Annotated in this window: 18 protein-coding genes and 1 tRNA gene; 7 read left to right on the top strand and 12 right to left on the bottom strand. The window is 74.0% G+C overall.

Annotated elements, in window-relative coordinates:
- Nucleotides 1–73 precede the first annotated feature (73 nt).
- Nucleotides 74–514, bottom strand: coding sequence for a hypothetical protein (locus tag FVA95_RS01760; protein ID WP_020627063.1), 441 nt, complete (start codon nucleotides 512–514; stop codon nucleotides 74–76).
- A 113-nt stretch (nucleotides 515–627) separates the two neighbouring features.
- Nucleotides 628–1,188, bottom strand: a complete 561-nt coding sequence (locus FVA95_RS01765; RefSeq protein WP_149662646.1) for a cupin domain-containing protein — start codon at nucleotides 1,186–1,188, stop codon at nucleotides 628–630.
- Nucleotides 1,189–1,498: 310 nt separating this feature from the next.
- Between FVA95_RS01765 and FVA95_RS01770 the strand changes: the two genes are divergently transcribed.
- Complete coding sequence (locus FVA95_RS01770; RefSeq protein ID WP_149662647.1) at nucleotides 1,499–1,984, top strand: MarR family winged helix-turn-helix transcriptional regulator; 486 nt, start codon at nucleotides 1,499–1,501, stop codon at nucleotides 1,982–1,984.
- A gap of 2 nt (nucleotides 1,985–1,986) precedes the next feature.
- Entirely contained in the window at nucleotides 1,987–4,788 is a 2,802-nt protein-coding gene (locus FVA95_RS01775; protein WP_149662648.1) for a DHA2 family efflux MFS transporter permease subunit, read from the top strand.
- Between the two features lie 97 nt (nucleotides 4,789–4,885).
- Here the strand turns inward: FVA95_RS01775 and FVA95_RS01780 are convergent, their stop codons facing one another.
- Nucleotides 4,886–6,694: a gamma-glutamyltransferase family protein gene (locus FVA95_RS01780; RefSeq protein ID WP_149662649.1), complete on the bottom strand. Its 1,809-nt coding sequence runs from the start codon at nucleotides 6,692–6,694 to the stop codon at nucleotides 4,886–4,888.
- Between the two features lie 24 nt (nucleotides 6,695–6,718).
- Entirely contained in the window at nucleotides 6,719–8,449 is a 1,731-nt protein-coding gene (locus FVA95_RS01785) for a TM0106 family RecB-like putative nuclease (protein ID WP_149662650.1), read from the bottom strand.
- 156 nt (nucleotides 8,450–8,605) lie between these two features.
- On the opposite strand from FVA95_RS01785, the gene FVA95_RS32545 reads away from it, so the two are divergent.
- Nucleotides 8,606–9,493, top strand: coding sequence for a DUF6474 family protein (locus tag FVA95_RS32545; protein ID WP_149662651.1), 888 nt, complete (start codon nucleotides 8,606–8,608; stop codon nucleotides 9,491–9,493).
- A 97-nt stretch (nucleotides 9,494–9,590) separates the two neighbouring features.
- Here the strand turns inward: FVA95_RS32545 and FVA95_RS01795 are convergent, their stop codons facing one another.
- From FVA95_RS01795 to FVA95_RS01805, 3 genes are read right to left on the bottom strand one after another with little or no spacing between them, the layout of a single operon-like run.
- Nucleotides 9,591–10,994, bottom strand: coding sequence for an NAD(P)/FAD-dependent oxidoreductase (locus FVA95_RS01795; protein ID WP_149662652.1), 1,404 nt, complete (start codon nucleotides 10,992–10,994; stop codon nucleotides 9,591–9,593).
- 33 nt (nucleotides 10,995–11,027) lie between these two features.
- Entirely contained in the window at nucleotides 11,028–11,687 is a 660-nt protein-coding gene (locus FVA95_RS01800; RefSeq protein WP_149662653.1) for an NAD(P)-binding oxidoreductase, read from the bottom strand.
- 27 nt (nucleotides 11,688–11,714) lie between these two features.
- Nucleotides 11,715–12,170: a DUF4442 domain-containing protein gene (locus FVA95_RS01805; RefSeq protein WP_149662654.1), complete on the bottom strand. Its 456-nt coding sequence runs from the start codon at nucleotides 12,168–12,170 to the stop codon at nucleotides 11,715–11,717.
- 188 nt (nucleotides 12,171–12,358) lie between these two features.
- On the opposite strand from FVA95_RS01805, the gene FVA95_RS01810 reads away from it, so the two are divergent.
- From FVA95_RS01810 to FVA95_RS01820, 3 genes are all read left to right on the top strand, one after another.
- On the top strand, nucleotides 12,359–13,387 hold the full coding sequence (locus tag FVA95_RS01810) for an NAD(P)-dependent alcohol dehydrogenase (RefSeq protein ID WP_149662655.1): 1,029 nt from the start codon (nucleotides 12,359–12,361) through the stop codon (nucleotides 13,385–13,387).
- Between the two features lie 87 nt (nucleotides 13,388–13,474).
- On the top strand, nucleotides 13,475–14,542 hold the full coding sequence (locus FVA95_RS01815) for an amidohydrolase family protein (protein ID WP_149662656.1): 1,068 nt from the start codon (nucleotides 13,475–13,477) through the stop codon (nucleotides 14,540–14,542).
- On the top strand, nucleotides 14,539–15,282 hold the full coding sequence (locus tag FVA95_RS01820) for an iron-sulfur cluster assembly protein (RefSeq protein WP_020625499.1): 744 nt from the start codon (nucleotides 14,539–14,541) through the stop codon (nucleotides 15,280–15,282). The genes FVA95_RS01815 and FVA95_RS01820 overlap by 4 nt, the downstream gene beginning before the upstream one ends.
- A gap of 159 nt (nucleotides 15,283–15,441) precedes the next feature.
- On the opposite strand, the gene FVA95_RS01825 is transcribed toward FVA95_RS01820, so the two are convergent.
- From FVA95_RS01825 to FVA95_RS01840, 4 genes are all read right to left on the bottom strand, one after another.
- Complete coding sequence (locus FVA95_RS01825) at nucleotides 15,442–16,194, bottom strand: class I SAM-dependent methyltransferase (RefSeq protein ID WP_149662657.1); 753 nt, start codon at nucleotides 16,192–16,194, stop codon at nucleotides 15,442–15,444.
- Between the two features lie 10 nt (nucleotides 16,195–16,204).
- Nucleotides 16,205–16,630 carry a TfoX/Sxy family protein gene (locus tag FVA95_RS01830; RefSeq protein WP_149662658.1) on the bottom strand — a complete coding sequence of 142 codons (426 nt, stop codon included), beginning with the start codon at nucleotides 16,628–16,630 and terminating at the stop codon, nucleotides 16,205–16,207.
- A 16-nt stretch (nucleotides 16,631–16,646) separates the two neighbouring features.
- Nucleotides 16,647–17,789 carry a 5-methyltetrahydropteroyltriglutamate--homocysteine S-methyltransferase gene (locus FVA95_RS01835; protein WP_149662659.1) on the bottom strand — a complete coding sequence of 381 codons (1,143 nt, stop codon included), beginning with the start codon at nucleotides 17,787–17,789 and terminating at the stop codon, nucleotides 16,647–16,649.
- 99 nt (nucleotides 17,790–17,888) lie between these two features.
- Complete coding sequence (locus FVA95_RS01840; RefSeq protein ID WP_149662660.1) at nucleotides 17,889–18,671, bottom strand: IclR family transcriptional regulator; 783 nt, start codon at nucleotides 18,669–18,671, stop codon at nucleotides 17,889–17,891.
- Between the two features lie 51 nt (nucleotides 18,672–18,722).
- Here FVA95_RS01840 and FVA95_RS01845 point away from each other — a divergent pair, with 51 nt between their 5' ends.
- Nucleotides 18,723–19,349 (top strand): uridine kinase, encoded by a 627-nt coding sequence (locus FVA95_RS01845; RefSeq protein WP_149662661.1) that lies wholly within the window; start codon nucleotides 18,723–18,725, stop codon nucleotides 19,347–19,349.
- 139 nt (nucleotides 19,350–19,488) lie between these two features.
- Here the strand turns inward: FVA95_RS01845 and FVA95_RS01850 are convergent.
- Nucleotides 19,489–19,574: transfer RNA gene (locus FVA95_RS01850), tRNA-Leu, on the bottom strand.
- Between the last annotated feature and the right edge of the window lie 90 nt (nucleotides 19,575–19,664).

Genomic DNA, 19,664 nt, shown 5'->3' on the forward strand with positions numbered 1-19,664 from the left:
CCGCCTACTACCGCTCCGAGATCCTCATCGCCGCGATCATCCTCTGGCTCCGCCAAGATTCACAGGACACGGCCTAGTTGATCGGCTGCAGCGGGCTGTCCGCGTGGCCGGGCGTCGAGCGGTTCTTCAGGCTGCGCACGACCACCTTGGTCTCCTCGCGCGCGGTGGCGAGCCCGCGCACCATGCCCGTCCACTTCTCCGGGGGCAGGTCGTAGCCGCCCTGGGTCTTCGCGGTGATCGTGAACGGCCTGCGCAGCAGCCAGCGGAACGGGAAGAAGCCCAGTCCGACGATGACGACGAGCCAGTAGAACCAGGGGAAGACCACCCCGTCGGGCACCCAGACGATGAGCACCAGCCAGAAGAACGCCAGCGTGCCGAGGATCAGCACGACCGCGCCGTTGCCGGCGTCGACGTCGTGCTCGAACTCGTCACCGACCGCCGGCGTGGTCCACTCGATCCGCCGGCTCACCTGCCATTCACGGTAGTCCGCCGCGATGACCGTCTTCGTCGTCAAGGTGTCCGCTCCCCTGCCCCGGTACCACCGACGATGTTCCCACAGGGCACCGACAGATCCGAGCCCTCACGCGCCGCCACTCCGAGGTGGTGGGTGGGGGCGGGGTGGTGGGGTCAGCAGGCGGGCCGGACGGGCTCGCGTTCGGGGGCGCCGGGGGCGAGCAGGCCCGAGCGCAGGAGCTGGACGGTGACGCCACCGTCGTTGCGGACCTCCGACGGCTCGCCGTCCCCCAGGAAGAACGCCTCGCCGGTCCCGAAGTTCTGAGGCTCGCACCGGCCCGCCCGCACGACCGTGACCGTCCCGCCGCGGACCGCCGTCAACATCGTCCCGGGGTGGCGGATCCAGCCGGTGGACTCGCCGGGGAGCAGGCTCTCCTCGCGGACGAGCATGTCCGCGGGGCCCGGGGTCGAGATCTCCACGGGCCGTTCGATCCGCCCCTGGGGATCGGTCGCACCGGTGATCGGACGCGCCGGCCACTCGCCGTTCCCCGGTACGGCCACCGCGGTGGTCGGTGGCGGTCCCGGTTCGACGGGGACGATCTCCACCGTCGTCCCGTCGTCGGAGGGGGCGGCGTCGGACCCGTGGCCGAGCTGCCCCGGCTGGGCGCACCCCGCGAGCAGGGCGGCGGTCGCGACCAGCAGGGCCGGTCCGGCGAGGTGACGGGCGAGCGGCACGGGCGGTGTCCCTCCGGGCGCGATGCGTGAGTGCACCGCACGCTAGTGGCACGTCACCACGTCAGCGGCAGCCGGGTGGTCCCGTCCATGACGTTCGAGGGGGACGGCGCACCTCGAAAGAGGAGTGCACCACCCCTTCGTGTGGCCCAGCCGGATCCGCTGTGGAGTGATCGCGATCCGCTCCGTAGTCAGGTGGCGGACCAGGTGGCGCAGCTCACGTCCCATTACTTTGCATTGCGCAACGCATCGGCGCATGCTTGCGCGAGTCAACTAGTTGCGTGGTACACGCACTACCGAGAGGGGGTCCGCGATGAGCACCGCACAGGCTGCCGCCGCCGAACCCGCCGATGCCGACCTGGAACTCGCCGACTCGATCGTCCGGGAGCTGTTCCTGCTGGTCCGCCAGGTGAAGCGGTCCGCCGAGCGGCACCGGCCGGAGATGATCGTCGACATGGCCGGCTACCACGTGCTGACCCACCTGCACTTCGTCGGCCCGCAACGGGCCGGCGAGGTCGCCGCCACCTTCCACTCCGATCCCTCCACGATCAGCCGCCAGGTGTCGTCGTTGGTCAAGTCCGGGCTCGTCGAGCGCCGTGCCGACCCCGGCGACGGTCGCGCCTCGCTGCTCGCCGCGACCCCGGAGGGCGTCCGGGTGATCGAGACCGAGCGACGTCGTCGCGCCGAGGTCATCGCCACCGTCCTGGCCGCGTGGAGCCCCGACGACCGCCAGGCCCTCACCGTTCTGCTCGGCCGTTTCCTCGACGACTACCAGACCTTCGAAGCACAGGAGTCCTGAGAATGTCCACCGCTGCCGCCAGTGCGCAGCGCCCCGCCACCACCACCGGCGACGGCGAGCTGACGCACCGGCAGATCCTGACCGTCCTGGGTGGACTGATGCTGGGCATGTTCCTGGCCGCCCTGGACCAGACGGTCGTCTCGACCGCGATCCGCACCATCGCCGACGACCTGTCGGGTCTCAACCTGCAGGCGTGGGCGACGACGGCCTTCCTCATCACCAGCACCATCACCACCCCGCTGTACGGCAAGCTGTCCGACATCTTCGGCCGCAAGCCGCTGTTCATGACCGCGATCTCGATCTTCCTGATCGGCTCGATCGCCTGCACGTTCGCCTGGTCGATGTACTCCCTGGCCGCGTTCCGCGCGCTGCAGGGTCTCGGCGCGGGCGGCCTGATGTCGCTGGCGCTGACCATCCTGGGCGACATCGTCCCGCCGCGTGAGCGGGCCCGCTACCAGGGCTTCTTCCTCGCCGTGTTCGGCACGTCGAGCGTGATCGGCCCGGTCATCGGCGGCCTGCTGTCCGGTGTGGACTCGATCGCGGGGCTCGACGGGTGGCGCTGGATCTTCCTGGTCAACGTCCCCATCGGACTCGTCGCGCTGGTCGTCGTGCAGCGGGTGCTGAACATCCCGCACGTCCCGCGGCCGGCCCGGATCGACTGGCCCGGCGCCCTGGCGCTGACCCTGTGCCTGGTGCCGGTGCTGATCGTCGCCGAGCAGGGACGCGAGTGGGGCTGGGACTCCACCTCGTCGATCGTCTGCTACGTCATCGGTGTCGTCGGCCTGCTGCTGTTCCTGCTGGCCGAACGGGCCTACGGCGACGCCGCGCTGATCCCGCTGCGCCTGTTCCGCACCGGCATCTTCTCGCTGTCCGCGGTGCTGAACCTGCTCATCGGCATGGCGATGTTCGGCGGCATCGCACTGCTGCCGCAGTTCCTGCAGATCGTGCACGGCGCGACGCCGATCGAGGCCGGGTTCATGATGCTGCCGCTGGTCGGTGGGATCATGGTCGCGTCGATCCTCTCCGGTCAGCTGACCTCGCGAACCGGCCGCTACAAGATCTTCCCGGTGATCGGCACCGCGTTCATCACGATCGCGATGGTGCTGCTGTGGCAGACCGTCACGCCGTCGATCCCGATCTGGCAGCTCGACCTGACCATGGCGCTGCTGGGCCTCGGCCTCGGCCTGTGCATGCAGACCCTGGTGCTGGCCGTGCAGAACGCGATGCCCGCCCGCGACATGGGTGTCACGACCTCGTCGGTGACGTTCTTCCGGCAGATGGGCGGCACGCTCGGCACCGCGATCTTCCTGTCGGTGGTGTTCTCCACCGCCGGCGACAAGATCGCCGACGCCCTCCGGTCCGCGCTCGGCACGAGCTCGTTCCGGGCCGCGCTGACCGACCCCGCCGTCGCGGCCGACCCGGCCAACGCGCAGGTCGTCGGGGCGCTCCAGTCCGGCCAGGCCGGCGGCCTGTCCAGCTCGGTGCTCGCCGACTCCTCGTTCCTGCAGCGGATCGACCCGCGGCTGGCCGCGCCGTTCCAGGAAGGCTTCACCAGCGCGATGACGCTGGCGTTCCTCATCGCGGCCTGCGTGATCGCGGTGGCCTTCGTCCTGGTGCTGTTCATCAGGGAGCTGCCGCTGCGCACCATGTCCGGTGCCCAGGCCGCACTGGCCGAGGCCGCCGGTGAGGGTGGTGCCGCCGCGTCGGTCCCGACCGAGGCACTCGCGACGGTCGCCCCGGCACCCGCTCCCGCCACCCGGGGCGACGGCGGTGGGCGCGGAGCGGACATCGCGCCGCCCACCACGCCGATGCCCGTCGTCGCCCGGCAGGAGCCGCCGCACCCGGCACCCCAGGCCCGGCCGAGGCCGCACAACGGCACCGTCGGTGACGCCGCCGCGGCCGCGGGCCTGGACCACCTGCACTCCACGGGTGGCGACGGTCCGGCCGTCACCGGACGGGTCCAGGGCAGCACCGGCGCGCCGGTCCCCGGGGCGGTCGTCACCGTCACCCGGCTGTCCGGCGACCAGGTCGGTCGCACCACCACCGACGGCGACGGCCACTACCGCGTCGTCGTCGACGAGCCCGGGCGCTTCCTGGTCGTGGCGGCCTCCGCGGCGCTGCCGCCGCACGCCGCCACGGTCTCGGTCGGCACCGAGCCGGTCCGCCACGACGTGCGGCTGTCGGTCAGCAGCGGCATCCGCGGCACCGTGCTCGACGCCGCGGGCACCCCGCTGCCCGGGGTCACCGTCTCGCTGATCGACCACGGCGGCGACGTCGCCGCGGCCGGCCGGTCCGGTGAGGGCGGACGCTGGGCGCTCGACGGCGTCCCGGCCGGGCGCTACACGCTCACCGCCGCCGGCGAGGGCGTCGACCCGGTGGCGGTCGGCGTCGAGGTGCCGAGCTCCGGCACGGCGGTCCAGGACCTGCGGCTGCCGCAGCGCTCCCGGCTCACCGGCCGGGTCACCGCGGCGCCCGACGGGCACCCGGTGGCGCACGCGCTGGCCACGCTGATCGACGCCGAGGGCGCCGTCGTGGGGTCGCGGCTGTCCGGCCCGGACGGGACCTTCGCCTTCGAGGGCCTACCCGCGGGCAGCTACACCCTCGCGACCAGCGGCTACGCCCCGGTCGCGACGGTGGTCGCCCTCGAGCCGGGCCGGGTGACCCACTCCGACGTGGAGTTCCCGCTCCCGCTCGACGGGCACACGTCCACGAACGGCAACGGGTCTGCATCGGGCAACGGATCGCAGAACGGCCGGCACGTCCGTGAGGGCGAGCAGGGCGTGCGGGGCGAGGCGCACCGCTGACCCACCCGTCCGTGTTCCACGTGGAACGCCCCGTCCTTCCCGTCACGGGAGGGGCGGGGCGTTCTCCGTGTCCGGCGCGACTCCGGCGGCGAGACGGCTACAGCGCGATCGCCGCGCCCACCCCCGACCGCGGGTCGACCGCGGCGTGCAGCGTCCCGGGCCCGCCGCCCCCGGGGACGGCGGCTCCGGTCCCGACCGCGCACATCCGGCCCAGGGACCAGGCGCCCGCGTCGTCCACGGCGTGACCGCGGCGGGTCAGCCCGGCGAGGGTGTCGGGCCCCAGCCGGGACTCGACGACGAGCCCGTGCGGCTCCCAGCCGCGGGGTGCGAAGGACGCGGGGAACGCCGTCGAGTGCCAGGTCGGCGCGTCGATCGCGGCCTGCAGGTCCAGCCCGCCGTGCACGAGCGCGAGCAGGAACGCGAGCTGCCACTGGTCCTGCTGGTCCCCGCCGGGCGTCCCGAAGGCCAGCGCGGGCTCGCCGTCGCGCAGCGCCAGCGACGGTGACAGCGTCGTGCGCGGCATCCGCCCGGGCGCGAGCGTGCTGGCGAGCCCCTCCTCCAGCCAGAACATCTGGCCGCGGGTGCCGAGGCAGAACCCCAGCTCCGGGATCGTCGGCGACGACTGCAGCCAGCCCCCCGACGGCGTCACCGAGATCATGTTCCCGGCCGCGTCGACGACGTCGACGTGCACCGTGTCCCCGCGGGCGACGCCGTCCCGCGACACCGTCGGCTCCCCGGTGCCCGGACCCTCCGTCCCGGAACCACGCCCCGCGCCCGGGGTCGCCGCGTAGTCACCGATCCGGGGCGTGCGCCCACCCGGCGAGCCGGGCCGCAGCCCACCGTCCGATGCCGGTCCGATCAGGCCCCGCCGGGCGTCGGTGTAGTCGTCGGAGAGCAGGTCGGCGAGCAGGTCGGGGGGCACGCCGTCGCCGTACCAGGCCTCCCGGTCGGCGAAGGCGAGCTTCGCGGCCTCGGCGGCCGCGTGCACCGTGTCGAGGGTCGCGACACCACCGGGCAGTTCGAGGTCCAGCCCGGCGAGCAGCCGCAGCTGCTGCAGCAGGACCGGCCCCTGCGACCACGGGCCGCACTTCGCGACCGACCAGCCGGACCCGGCGTCGGCGACGAGCGCGTCCTCGTAGTGCGCCGACCAACCGGCCAGGTCGTCGGCGGTGAGCAGACCGGTGTGGTCGCGCCCGGTCTCGTCACGGACCGGGGTCGCGGCGAACCGGCCGATCTCCTCGGCGACGAACCCGCGGTACCACGCGTCACGGGCGGCGTCGATGCGTGCCTCCCGACTCGGGCCGACGGCCTCGTCGAGCAGCCGGCGCCAGGTCGCGGCCAGCACGGGCAGCCGCACCCGCTCGCCCGCGGCGGGGACCCGGCCGTCGGGCAGCCACGTCGCCGCCGACGACGGCCAGTGCCTCCTGAAGTGGTCGGCGACCGTGCCGATGGCCGCGGGCACCCGCGGGACCAGCGGGAACCCACCCGCGGCGTAGTCGAGCGCCGGGGCGAGGACGTCCGCGAGCTCCCAGGTGCCGTGGTCGCGGAGCAGGGTCAGCCAGCCGTCCCAGGCCCCGGGGACCGTCGCCGGGAGCAGGCCGGTGCCGGGGACGATCGCGCATCCCAGGTCGCGCACCCGCTGCGCGGTCGCGGCGGCCGGGGCGACGCCTTGGGCGCACAGCACCCGTGGGACCGGGTCGGTCGCGGTGACGAACACGGCGGGCAGCTCACCACCCGGCCCGCACAGGTGCGGCTCGACCACCTGCAGCACGAAACCGCAGGCGACGGCGGCGTCGAAGGCGTTCCCGCCCCGCGCCAGCACCGTGGCCGCGGCGGCCGTGCCGAGATGGTGGGTGCTGCTGACCGCGCCGTGCGGCCCGATCCGGTCGTATCCACGAGGCGCCACCCCCGCATCCTCACACGGACACGCTCACCCGGTGGCGTCGCGCAGCTCGCTCACCAGCGGGACCTCCAGCACCCGGTCCGAGGACATCCACTCCCGCAGCGCGTGGGTGGCCAGCACGTCGTCGGTGTTGTAGCCGAGCAGCCGCTCCCGCTGGACCGGGTCGGGCTCCCCGCCGTCGAGCGCGACGGCGGCGCGGTACCAGCGCATGGAGTTCTCCCCGCCCGCCTCCGGGTCCCGCCACGAGAACCCGGCGGCGGGGGCGATCTTCTTCAGCCCCTTGCCCTGCGCGCACAGGAACCAGGTGGAGACCACGCCGTAGAGGTCCACCCAGCACGGGTCCGCGACGAACGCGCGCACCTCGGCCTCGGTCGGCACCCCGGGCATCCCGGCGAACCGCTGCGCCGAGGCGAACATCCAGCGGTTCTCGGCCTGCTCGTTGTAGCAGTACGCGGCGAACGTGCGCCCGGACGCGAGCGCGGTCGCGCGCACGCCGGTGAACCAGGTCCAGAACTCGCCGAACGAGCGGCCCTCGTCGCGGGTGGGCAGCGGGTCCCAGGTCGCGAACGCCCGGTAGCCGGGCTCCGGGTCGCCGTCGCGGGCACCGCCGGGCAGCGTCAGCAGCGCACCCCACAGGTAGGCGCCGGACTCGCCGAAGCTCTCCATGTCGACGTCGACCTCGACGTCCGCGCGGGTGACCGGCACCCGCGGCACCCGGCGGGCGACGGCCAGACCCCGCCGGCGCGCGCGGGCCAGCGCGACGAGATCGGAGAACGGCGGCCCGGGCAGCGGACCGGTCAGCTCGGCAGGCGGGGCCGCCGGGTCCAGCGCGGCCAGCCCCGCGACGGTCGCGACGCCCGACTCCCGCAGCAGCCGCGCCGTCTCGCCGTGGGCGACCAGGCTGACGTCGTCGACCTGCTCCAGCTCGGCCTCGCACGTGGGCCACCAGGGGCAGCGGCGGCACTCGGTGATCCGCGACGGCGCCGCCAGCGCGGGACCGCCGGTCGCGGCGGACCGGGCGACGGCGGCGCGGTCGGCGAACCGGGCGTCGTACTCCTCCAGCGTGGACCGGCCGCCGGGCCAGTGCCCGGCCCGCAGGTCGTGCCAGACGACCACGTCAGCGTCGAGCCCGATCACACCGCCGAGCCGCGGGGCCGACTCCGGCGGCGCCCAGCCCGCGGCCTCCAGCAGCCGGGTCAGCTGGGCCAGGGCCAGGAGGTCGCGCGGCTGGGAGCGGACCTTGCGGTCCGGGTCGTGCCGGGCGCGCTGCGGCCACGGGTCGGTGACGGCGGTGGTGCGCGCCCCCTCCCCCGGATCGGTGATCCGGCGGCGCACGACGAGCAGCGGGACGTAGCCCCCGGTGGGGGTGCGCACGAGCAGCTCCGCGGTGCCGCGCCGGTCGCCGTCGACGGGCAGGACCGCGCCCCAGATCAGCGGCGCACCGGCCGCGACGAGTTCGGCCGTGCGCTCCGCGCGGGCCGCCCGCGGTCCGGCGCCTGCCCCGGCGGGCCCGGCCGCGCCGTCCGGCCAGGTGCTCGCCCAGTCCGCACCCCAGGTGCGCGCGAGCAGCTCGCCGATCCGCTCCCGGTGCGCCGCCGCGTCGGCCCGGCGCTGCTCGATCGCCGGATCCGGCAGCGCCCGGGGCCGCTCCGACGCCGACGGGTCGTGGTCCAGGTGCACCCGACGGCGGCACCCGCTCAGCGCCGCCGCGTCCAGCAGGACACGGGGCGCGGTACGGGGTCCGGTCGAAGTGCTCACGGCTCCCGAGGGTAGAGACCACCCCCGACAGGACCGGATCCGCGTGACGGCCCGTTCCCCCGGCCGGGTGGTGTCGGTCCTGCGCGGGCGGTGGGCGGGGCCCTAGGCTGCGTCGACACGGCGATCATCTGCCGAGCCGACCCGGGAGGACACGACATGGGACTGCTGCGCAGGAAGCCGAGCGCGGGCGAGCGCGCCGCGGCGGCGACCAGGGAGGCGGCGGTCGACGCGTCGGAACGGGTGCAGTCGGCCACGGTCCAGACCCTCGAGTACACCCGCGAGACCGCCGACAAGGCCGCCGAGAAGCTGCACCGGCGCGCGGTGAAGGCCCGCAAGAAGGCCGAGGCGGCGTCACGACGGGCGGAGAAGGCCGGCCGCAGGGCGGCGCGCAGCACGCGTCGCGCCGTCGGGGAGGGCACCGCCACCGCGAACAGCCTGCTGAGCTCGGCCGATCTCAAGGCCCGCTCGGCCGACCGGAAGGTCGCCAAGGCCGCCGCGAAGGCCGATGCGAGCGCCCGCAAGGCCGAGGCCAAGGCCGCGCACGCCGCTGAGAAGGGCAGGCTCAAGAGCGAGACGCTGGCCGCGAAGCAGGCCGAGCGCGAGCGCAGGGCCCGCGAGTGGAACGCCAAGAAGGTCCAGCGCTACCTGGGCATGGCCAAGATCCTCGCGCCGCTGCTGGCGCCGTACGCGATGGCCGCGGCCGGGTCGCTGCGTCACCGCCTCGACGACCACCGCTCCCGGCGCCTCGGCGTGTCCCCGGACGAGCTGGGCGGCTACTCCGGCCCCGGCGGCCGGCTGCACGCGCGGCTGTCCCGGATCGCGCGCACCATCACCGAGCTGCGCGAGGACGGGACCGTCGACCGCGACCAGGCCGCGAAGCAGTTCGCCGACGAGACCGAGCCGCGGCTGCACGACCTCGCCGCCGCCGTCCGGGCCGCGGAGAACATGCCCGCCGCCCGCCGCAAGGCCGCCTTCCGCACGGTGTCGGCCGACCTGGACCGCCTCGAGGTCCGACTGCTCGACCACCTGGGCGTCCGCTCCTGAGCCCGCTCCTGCGGGCCCGGTCGACACCGGGCCCGCAGGACGGTTCACCCACGCGGCACCACGCGCGAGGCCGCGCGTCCCCCGTGGGTCGAGCGCGCTACGCGCGGTAGTTCTCCAGCAGCCGCAGCCACACCTCGCTGATCGTGGGGAACGCGGGCACGGCGTGCCACAGCCGGGACAGCGGCACCTCGCCGACCACGGCGATCGTCGCCGCGTGCAGCAGCTCCGCGACCCCGGGCCCGACGAAGGTGACCCCGAGCAGCACCTCGCGCTGCGGGTCGACGACGGCGATCACCCGGCCGGACCAGTCGTCAGCGGTGAGCGAGGACCCGGCGACGGCGATGTCCATGTCGACCACCCGCACGTCGAGCCCCTCGGCGCGGGCGACCGCCGCCGTCCGGCCGACCCAGGCGACCTCGGGGTCGGTGAACACGACCTGGGGCACCGCGTGGTGGTCGGCGGTCGCCGAGTCCTCGCCCCAGGCCGCGTCGTCGAGCGGACGCCCCGCGGCGCGGGCGGCGATCGCGTGCGCGGCGATCCGGGCCTGGTACTTGCCCTGGTGGGTGAGCGGGGCCCGCCCGTTGACGTCGCCGACGGCGTAGAGCCAGTCCCCCGCGGCCAGCCCCGAGTCGTCGACGACGACCTCGCCGCGCCGCCCGAGGGCCACCCCGACCGAGTCCAGGTCCAGCCCGTCGGTCGCCGGACGGCGCCCGGTCGCGACGAGCAGCCGGTCCACCTCGACCTCGTCCTCGCCGCCGCGCAGCACCGTCGCGTCCCCGGCCCGGCGCACCTCGTCCAGGCCGGTGCCCAGCCGCAGGTCGACTCCTGCCTCCCGCAACCCGGCCGCGACCCGTTCGGAGGCCTGCGGCTCGGCGCTCGGCAGCACCCGGTCGCCGTGGTTGAACAACGTGACCCGTGCGCCCAGCCGGGCGTGGGCCAGCGCCATCTCGCAGCCGACGACACCGCCACCGAGCACCCCGAGCCGACGCGGGACCTCCTTCACCGAGGTCGCCTCGCGCGAGCCCCAGTACTCGACCGTGTCCAGCCCCGCGACGTCCGGGACGACCGGCACGCTGCCGGTCGCGACGACGACGGCGTGGCGCGCGGTCACCTCGGTCTCGGTGCCGTCGGCCGCGGTCACGACGACGCGCCTGGTCCCGGCCAGCCGCCCCCGGCCACGCAGCACGGTGACCCCGGCACCCTCGGCCCACTGCACCTGGCCGCTGTCGTCCCAGTCGGAGGTGAAACTCGTACGGCGTTCGAGGACCTTCGCCGGGTCGAACTCGGCCCGCACCCCGGGCAGCCGCCGGGCGTCGGCGACGGCCTGCGGGGTGCGCAGCAGCGCCTTCGACGGGATGCAGGCCCAGTAGGAGCACTCCCCGCCGACCAGCTCGGCCTCCACCAGCGCGGCGGACAGGCCGGCGTCCACCGCGTAGCCCGCGGCGTTCTCACCGACCGGGCCCGCTCCGATCACGACGACGTCGTAGCTGTGCTCGCTCATGCACCGACCTTCCCGCAGGAGGCAGGTCTCATGTCACCCCAGAGCGGTGACGGCGTCGACGAGTTCGGTGTCGCCGCCGCGCAGCTCCAGGGTGAGCCCCGCCGTCCACGGTGCGGCGAGCAGCGCGGCGACGGCCGCGGCGGAGTCGTCGCGGGTCACCTCGCCGTACTCCACCGGCGGCGGGGCGAGGGTGACCCGCCCGGTGCCCGGGTCGTTCGTGAGCCTCCCGGGGCGCAGGATCGTCGCGTCGAGGCGCCCGTCGGCGCGGATCGCGTCCTCGGCGGCCTTCTTCGCCCGGATGTAGGCGGCCCAGACCTCGCCGCGCTCGGGGTCGGGCTCGGTGTCCACCCCGGACGAGGAGATCAGCAGATAGCGGCGGACGCCCGCCCCGGCGGCCGCGTCGGCGAGCAGGGTGGCCCCGTCGCGGCCCACGGTCTCCTTGCGCTCGACACCGCTGTTCGGCCCGGCCCCCGCCGCGAAGACGACGGCGTCGGCACCGGTCAGGTGCCCCGCGAGGTCCGCGGCGGAGACCGTCTCCAGGTCCGCCACGACCGGGCTCGCCCCGGTGGCCGCCACCTCGTCGGTGTGGTCGGGGTTGCGCACGATCGAGCGCACCGTGTGCCCCTGCCCGGCGAGCAGGGTGGACAGTCGCAGCGCGATCTGTCCGTGTCCTCCGGCGATGACCACGTCCATGCGGGCCACGCTAGGCCGGACGGACGCTCACCGCCTGTTCGGCTTGAGCGTCCAGACGATCGTCATGGCACCGGTCTGCACACCCTGGGCGTCGGTGATGGTGACGTCGACGGCGAACTCCGGGCGGATCCCGGCGTCGAGCTCGGCGAGCACCTCACCGGCCGGGCGGGTCAGCACGGCCTCGGCCCGCAGATCGCCCTTGGCGAGCTTGAGGTAGCGGATCTCCGAACGCACGACCAGCGGTACCGCGCGGTCCCCGGCCGAGGCGAACGCGGCCAGGCCGACCGCGCCGGAGGCGGTCTCGCCCAGTCCGAACATCACCGCGGCGTGCGGCCCGCCGACGTGGTTGTGCTGGTCGGAGCGGTCGGGGAGGAACGCCTCGACCCGGTCGGTGGTGATCGCCCCGAAGGTGATCCCGGCGGTGGTCACCCACGGCACCGCCTGCGTCATCGCACCGGCGACCCAGCTCGCGTCATCAGCCATGAGCCGACCCTACTCGTCGGTAACCTCCAGGGAAAGCGACGTCCGTTTCCTCACGGTTCTCGCCGTGCGAGAACGAACCCCCTTGTCCGTCGTGCACAACGGGGTTGAGATCGATGTGACAGCAGGCACACCTAGTCCCACCACCACGATGCGCAACGCCGCGCGTCCGAGGCTCGGAGGTACCGCCAGTGAAGGCCGTGCGGGTGCACGCGTACAAGCAGGACCCCCAGATCGACGAGATCGAGGAACCGACGATCCAGGGTCCGCTCGACGTCATCGTCAAGATCGGCGGTGCCGGCGTGTGCCGCACCGACCTCCACATCATCGACGGGGACTGGGCCGACATCCAGAACCCCGACCTGCCCTACGTGATCGGCCACGAGAACGCGGGCTGGGTGCACGCGGTCGGCGACGGCGTCACCAACGTCAGGGTCGGCGACACCGTCATCCTGCACCCGCAGCCGTCGTGCGGACTGTGCACCATGTGCCGCTACGGGCGCGACATGCAGTGCACCGGGGACGCGTTCTTCCCCGGCCTGTCGAACAACGACGGCGGCATGGCCGAGTACCTGCGCACCACCGCGCGGTCCTGCGTGAAGCTGAACCCGGACACCAACCCGGCCGACGTCGCCGCGCTCGCCGACGCGGGCATCACCGCCTACCACGCGGTCCGCAAGGCGGTCCCGTTCCTGTACCCGGGCACCACCGCGGTCGTGCAGGGTGCGGGCGGGCTGGGCCACATCGGCATCCAGGCCCTCGCCGCGCTCACCGCCACCACGATCATCGTCGTGGACCGGAACCCGGACGCGCTGGAGCTGGCGAAGCAGATCGGCGCCGAGGAGACGGTCGTCGCCGACGGCAACCAGGTCGAGGCAGTCCAGGAGCTCACCGGTGGCGGCGCCACGGTGGTCTTCGACTTCGTCGCCGAGCAGGGTGCGGAGAACGACGCCTGGGCGATGACCGGCCCGGCCGGCTACAACTTCGTCCTCGGCTACGGCGGCACCCTGTCCGCCCCCACGCTGGACTTCGTCGCCGGCGAGAAGAACGTCATCGGCAACATCGTCGGCACCTACAACGACCTGGCCGAGCTCATGGTCCTGGCCCAGGCCGGGAAGGTCACGCTGCACACCGTCCAGTACAAGCTCGACCAGGCACTGGAGGCGCTGCACGACCTGGACGCGGGCAAGGTCCGCGGCCGGGCGATCCTCGTCCCCTGACCTGGCCAGTCATACGTACGTACAAGACGAACGTTCTTTCCCTGACCCACCACCGATCAGCAGAGCTGCTGACGCAGGAGGAACCACATGTACGAGAAGGACGGCGAGAAGTACTTCATCGTCGACTCCCACAGCCACTTCTGGGACGCCTCCCGGGAGAACTGGGTCGAGGGTCGCGAGCAGTACGCCAAGGGCTGGATCGACTGCTTCTACGGCTACCACCAGCTCGGCCCGCCCGAGACCCACTGGGACTGGGAGCACTACCTCAAGGTCTCGCAGGACGACTTCGAGCGCGACGTCTTCATCGAGGGCCACGTCGACCACTCGATCTTCCAGTCGACGTACCTCAAGGAGTGGTACAAGAACGGCTTCAACACCGCCGACCAGAACGCGGCGCTGCTGGAGAAGTGGGGCGACCGGATCATCGTCAACGGGCGCTTCGACCCGCGTGACGGCGACGAGGGCATGAAGGAGTTCGAGGCGGACTGCGCGAAGTACCAGCACAAGGGCGTGAAGCTCTACACCGCGGAGTGGAACGGCAGCTCCCGCGGCTACAAGCTCACCGACCCGGAGTGCTACCGCTTCCTGGAGCGGGCCCAGGAGCTGGGCATCAAGAACATCCACGTCCACAAGGGCCCGACGATCTGGCCGCTGGACAAGGACGCGTTCGACGTCGCCGACGTCGACCACGCGGCCACCGACTTCCAGGGTCTGAACTTCATCGTCGAGCACGTCGGCCTGCCGCGCATCGAGGACTTCTGCTTCATGGCGGTGCAGGAGCCCAACGTCTACGCCGGCCTGTCGGTCGTCGTCGGCGGCCTGATGCACGCCCGTCCGAAGTTCTTCGCCAAGGTGATGGGCGAGCTGCTGTTCTGGGTCGGCGAGGACAAGATGACCTTCGGCAGCGACTACAACATCTGGACGCCGAAGTGGCAGGTCGAGGGCCTGGTCGACTGGCAGATCCCCGACGACGACCAGTTCGCCGACTACCCGCGCCTCACCACCGCGTCGAAGAAGAAGATCCTCGGCCTCAACGCGGCGAAGCTCTACGACATCGAGGTGCCGGCCGACTGCCGGCTGCCCGACACCACCGCCGACGAGCCCATGGCACCGGGCGAGGAGCTCGTCGACAACACGGCGGGGGCGCAGGCGTGACCCCGCGGCCTGCTGAGAGCCCGCTCCGGCAGGCCGTGTGGTCCGCGCTGGGGACGGTGCTCGACCCGGAGCTGGACGAGCCGATCACCGAGCTCGACTTCGTCGAGTCGTGGACCGTCTCGCCCGCCGGTGAGGTCACCGTCGGGCTCCGGCTGCCGACGTTCTTCTGCGCTCCGAACTTCTCGTTCCTGATGGTCGCCGACGCCTACGACGCGGTGACCGCGGTACCGGGAGTGACGAGGGCGGAGGTGACGCTGGCCGACCACCACGCCTCCGACGAGATCAACGGTGGGGTCGCGGCGCACGCCGGGTTCGTCAAGTCCTTCGAGGGCTCGATCAACGGGGAGGCCGCGGCCGAGCTGGACGAGCTGCGGCACACGTTCCTGGCCAAGGCCGCGCTGGCCGGCCAGGACCGGGTGGCCCGCCCGCTCGTCGACGCCGGCCGGGGTCCCGACGAGCTGGCCGGGCTGACGCTCGGCGAGCTGGCAGGGACCGAGGCCGACACCGAGGAGCTGACCCGGATGCGGACCCGCCGGCGGACGATCGGCCTGCCCGCCGGCGACGACGCACCGCTGCTGATCCACTCCGACGGCACCGCGGTGACCGTCGAGCAGGTCCCGCTGCACCTGCGCCGCGCACGGTTGCAACGGGTCGGGATCGAGACCAACGGCGAGTACTGCAAGGGCCTGCTGAAGATCCGCTACGAGACCGGCCGGACGGCGGCGACCGCCGGCCGCTGACCACCGCACGACACCTCCGGGCCGCGCCCCTCACCGAGGGACGCGGCCCGGACGTGTGCATGCCCCGAGTCCGCGCGCTGATCCGGAGTCCGCGCGCGTTGCCCCAGTCCGCGCGCGTCACGGCACGCGCGAACCGCGGATCGGCGCGCGAGCCGTGGATCAGCGCGCGGGCGGGCCGGCGTCCAGGACGCGGACGGTGTCGGCGAGGCGGTAGCCCGCGCCGTACGTGAACGGGGCCAGGGCGTCGAGCAGGGCCGCGCGGACGGCGGCGGGGCCGGCGTGACGCGCCGCGTGCCGCCCCGGACCGGACGCGAGCACGCCTGCGACGAGGTCGTCGGCGTCGTCGTGCACCACCGGGACCCGCACGACGGCGATCTCCCGGACCGCCAGCCCGGCCAGGCCGGCCAGCCGTTCCAGCCGGGCGGGGTCGGTCAGCGGGGGCGCGCCGACGCCGATGCGGTCCGGTCCGGGGTTGTTCTGCGGCGGCGGGGGCGCGGCCCCGGTGAGCGGGGCGAGCGCAGCCCCGATGACCGCGGCGTCGCACTCGTCGGGGGTGCCCCAGACCGTGGCCCGCACCGCACCACCCGGCGCGCACACCCGGCCCGCCTCACGCAGCGCGAGCACCGGGTTCGTGAGGTGCTCCAGCACCTGCACCAGCGCGACCAGGTCGAACGCGTCCTCGGCGAAGGGCAGCTCGTGGGCGTCGGCGACCTGCAGGGTCGCCCCGGGAACGGTCCGCTCCGCGACGGCGAGCGCGCGGGGTTCGGTGTCGACGCCGGTGACGGCCAGCCCGGCCGCCGCCGCGTCGCCGAGCAGCCGTCCGGCCCCGCAGCCGACGTCGAGCAGCCGCGAGCCCGGCCCCGTTCCCGCCAGGACACGGTCGGACAGCGGGGACGCGGCAGCGGTGCTCACCCCACGGACGCTAGCCCTGCCGGCGCCCCGGTGGGGGTCTCCCCGCGGCTCTACGCTCCGGTCGGACGCGCTTCGGTCGGACGCGCTTCGGTCGGACGCGCTTCGGCGGCAGGGTCTCCACGACCGCGACCGCCTCGGCGACCCAGCCGGCGAGCTCCGGGCCGTCGAGGTCGTCGACGTCGGGCTCGCCGGTGACCCACAGCCAGCCGGCCATCTCGCGCCCGCCCATCACCATGCGTGCGGTCCGCGGGCGCTCCAGCAGCTCCGCGGAGCGGTCCGCGGCCACCCGCACGAGCAGGCCGCCCCGCCCGCTCGCGGCCACGGTCAGATGTCCGTCGAGCAGGAAGGCGTGCCCGCCGAACATCCTCTTCTCGGTCACCGACCGCCCCCCGAGCAGGGCGCGGAGGCGGGCGGCGAGACCCTCGTCGTAGGCCACCGGGCGAGTATGGCCCTCAGCGTCCCCAGACGTCCTCGGCGACCGAGACGATCAGCTCCAGCTTGCGCTTCTGGTCGTCGACGGTCAGCTCGTTGCCCTCGACGGTGGAGGAGAACCCGCACTGCGGCGACAGACACAGCTGGTCCAGCGGCACGTACCGCGCCGCCTCGTCGATCCGGCGCTTGACCGCGTCCGGGTCCTCCAACGCCCCGGACTTGGTCGTGACCAGCCCGAGCACCACCTGCTTGCCCTTCGGGACGAACCGCAGCGGGGCGAAACCACCGGAGCGCTCGTCGTCGAACTCGCAGAAGAAGCCGTCGACGCCGAGGGTGCCGAACAGCGCCTCGGCGACGTGGTCGTAGCCGCCCTCCGCGGCCCACGAGGACCGGTAGTTGCCGCGGCACATGTGGGTGGTGACGTACATGTCCGACGGCCGGTCGGCGATGGCGGCGTTGATCTGGCGGATGTAGCGCAGGTGCTGGGTGTCCGGGTCGTCGCCCTTCGCGGCGAGCTGCTCACGGTGCGCCGGGTCGTTCAGGTAGGCCAGCGCGGTGTCGTCGAGCTGCAGGTAGCGGCAGCCGCGGTCGTACATCGCCCGGAGCTGGTCGGCGTAGGCACCGGACAGGTCGGACCAGAACTCCTCGATGTCGGGGTAGACGTCGGTGGAGATGACAGCCCGGCCGCCGCGGGCGTAGACCATGCTCGGCGAGGGGATCGTCAGCTTCGGGGTCGCGGTGGTGACCTGCGTGGCGAGGTAGTCGAACGCCGAGGCGAAGACGGGTTCGTCGAGGTGCACCCGGCCGTCGACCGTCATCCCGGCGGAGGTGAAGTTGTTCTGGCCCGCCGCGTTGCGCATGGCGACCTCGACCCGGCCGGAGGTCTTCGTGACGCCGCCGAGGGCGTAGATGAAGTCCATGTGCCACGAGGTGCGGCGGAACTCGCCGTCGGTGGCCGACCGCAGGCCGACCGACTCCTGCAGCGCGACGACGTCGGTGATCGCCGCGTCCTCGGCCGCACGCAGGCCCGCGGCGTCGAGCTCACCCGCGGCGTGCCGCTCCCGGGCGGCGAGCAGGGCGGGCGGCCGCAGCAGTGAGCCGACGTGGTCGGCCCGGAAGGGCGGGACGGTGCGGACGAGCGACTCCACTGTCTTCTCCGGCATCCGGCGAACGTATCGCCGTGTCCGCATGTCCGCCGACATCACTTCCGGATGATGGAAGGTCCATCGCACCCCGCCGGCCATCGGGCCACCCTGGTCGACTCAGCCGGACGCGGCGACCCCCGGCGCGGCGGACAGGTGCCGGGTCAGCGGCACCGCGGCCTCGCGCACCGCGCGTTCGAGCTCCCAGCGGCGCCCGGTGAAGTCCGCCCGGCTGACGACGACCGACAGCGCGGCCCGGCCGCCCGGGTGCGGCACCGCCACCGCGAGCCCCGCCCGGCCGCGGGCGTGCTCCTCCACCTCCACCGCGACCCCCGCCGAACGGACCCTCAGCAGGTCGCGGTCGAGCAACCGCCGGTCGGTGAGCGTGTGCGGGGTCAGCGGCGCCAGCGGACCGTGCCCGACACCGAGGACGTCGGCCAGCCGGCCGCCGTCGAGCCCGGCGAGCAGGACCTTGCCCGGTGCCGTCGCGTGCGCGGGCAGCCGCTCCCCGGTCACCGCGCCCGGTCCGGGGTGCGCCGCGCAGGTCTCGGTGTGGGCGACGACGACGTCGTCGGACCGCAGCACGGCCAGCACCACCGCCGCGCGGGCCGTTGTGTGCAGCTCGGCGAGCACCTCACGGGCCGGGGCGGGCGGCACGATCGGGTCGGTCATCCCCCGGTAGAGCCCGACGACGCGATAGCCCAGCCCGTACCCGCGCTCGGCGTGCAGGCGGACCAGGTAGCCCTCCTCGACCAGCGTCCCGAGCAGCCGGTAGGTCGTCGGCAACGGCAGCTCCAGCCGGCGGGCGAGGGCCTTGGCGCTGACCCCGTCCCCCGCCTCGGCGACCGCCTCGAGGACCCGCAGCGCTCGGCGCAGCACCGCTCCCGCGCCGTCGCCGACCATCCGCCTAGTGTCGCTGCGGGACCGAGGGCACGCCAGGACCAGGAGGACGACATGGCAGGGGCGTTCCGGCCCGTCGACCGGGCGGGACTCGCGGCGCACCTGGCCGGGCGCGCCGCGGAGCTGCCCGGACGGGTGCGCGTGCTCGTCGACGGCGCCCCGCCCGCGGCCCCGCTGGAGCTGGCCGGGGCGGTGGCGGAGCGGTTGCGCGCCGGCGGCCGCCCCGCCCTGGCGGTGGACGCCGACGACTTCCTGCGCCCGGCCTCGGTCCGCCTGGAGCTCGGCCGCACCGACCCGGACATGTTCCTCGACGGCTGGCTCGACGAGCCCGCGCTGCGCCGCGAGGTCCTCGCCCCGATGGAACCCGAGGGCAGCGGCCTGGTGCTGCCCCGGCTGCGCGACACGGTGCGCGACCGTGCCTACCGCGACGAGCCGGTGCCGCTCGGGCCGGACGGGGTGGTGCTGCTCGCCGGCGGGCGGCTGCTGGGCCGGGGCCTGGCGGCCGAGCTGACCGTGCACCTGCGCGTCGGCGGGGCGGCGCTGCGGCGCCTGCTGGCCCCCGAGGACGCGTGGACGGCCGTCGCGTACACCCGCTACGAGAGCGAGGGCGACCCCGGTTCGTCCGCCGATGTCCTCGTGATGGCCGACCATCCCGACCGCCCGGCGCTGCGGGACGCCTGATCGGCGCACAGCGTCCGGGCACGGAGCGTGGCCGGAACCCGGAAAGGAGAAAAGCGAGACCGGAACGGGTGACACCCGGAACCGATCTCGCGATGGCGATGGTGACCGCCGGAGAGGGAGAATCCCCGATGAGGGGAGGTGGTGGGCGAGGAGGGAGTTGAACCCTCACGTCCTTTCGGACACACGGACCTGAACCGTGCGCGTCTGCCATTCCGCCACTCGCCCGAGCGACACGAGAAAGTTAGCACCCTGCTCGGCGGTCGTTCGCAGGGGGGTCCCCTGCACGTCGATCACCGGCCGCAGGGGGTCGCGACG

This window comes from Pseudonocardia sp. EV170527-09 (genome assembly GCF_008369905.1).
Classification (GTDB): Bacteria; Actinomycetota; Actinomycetes; order Mycobacteriales; family Pseudonocardiaceae; genus Pseudonocardia.

Excerpts from the sequence above, each read along its gene's own strand:
- FVA95_RS01805 (WP_149662654.1), bottom strand. The coding sequence starts at position 12,170 with ATGGCTGATGACGCGAGCTGGGTCGCCGGTGCGATGACGCAGGCGGTG.
- FVA95_RS01800 (WP_149662653.1), bottom strand. The coding sequence starts at position 11,687 with ATGGACGTGGTCATCGCCGGAGGACACGGACAGATCGCGCTGCGACTG.
- FVA95_RS01845 (WP_149662661.1), top strand. The coding sequence starts at position 18,723 with ATGGCAGGGGCGTTCCGGCCCGTCGACCGGGCGGGACTCGCGGCGCAC.
- FVA95_RS01840 (WP_149662660.1), bottom strand. The coding sequence starts at position 18,671 with ATGGTCGGCGACGGCGCGGGAGCGGTGCTGCGCCGAGCGCTGCGGGTC.
- FVA95_RS01815 (WP_149662656.1), top strand. The coding sequence starts at position 13,475 with ATGTACGAGAAGGACGGCGAGAAGTACTTCATCGTCGACTCCCACAGC.
- FVA95_RS01775 (WP_149662648.1), top strand. The coding sequence starts at position 1,987 with ATGTCCACCGCTGCCGCCAGTGCGCAGCGCCCCGCCACCACCACCGGC.
- FVA95_RS01795 (WP_149662652.1), bottom strand. The coding sequence starts at position 10,994 with ATGAGCGAGCACAGCTACGACGTCGTCGTGATCGGAGCGGGCCCGGTC.
- FVA95_RS01770 (WP_149662647.1), top strand. The coding sequence starts at position 1,499 with ATGAGCACCGCACAGGCTGCCGCCGCCGAACCCGCCGATGCCGACCTG.
- FVA95_RS01835 (WP_149662659.1), bottom strand. The coding sequence starts at position 17,789 with ATGCCGGAGAAGACAGTGGAGTCGCTCGTCCGCACCGTCCCGCCCTTC.
- FVA95_RS32545 (WP_149662651.1), top strand. The coding sequence starts at position 8,606 with ATGGGACTGCTGCGCAGGAAGCCGAGCGCGGGCGAGCGCGCCGCGGCG.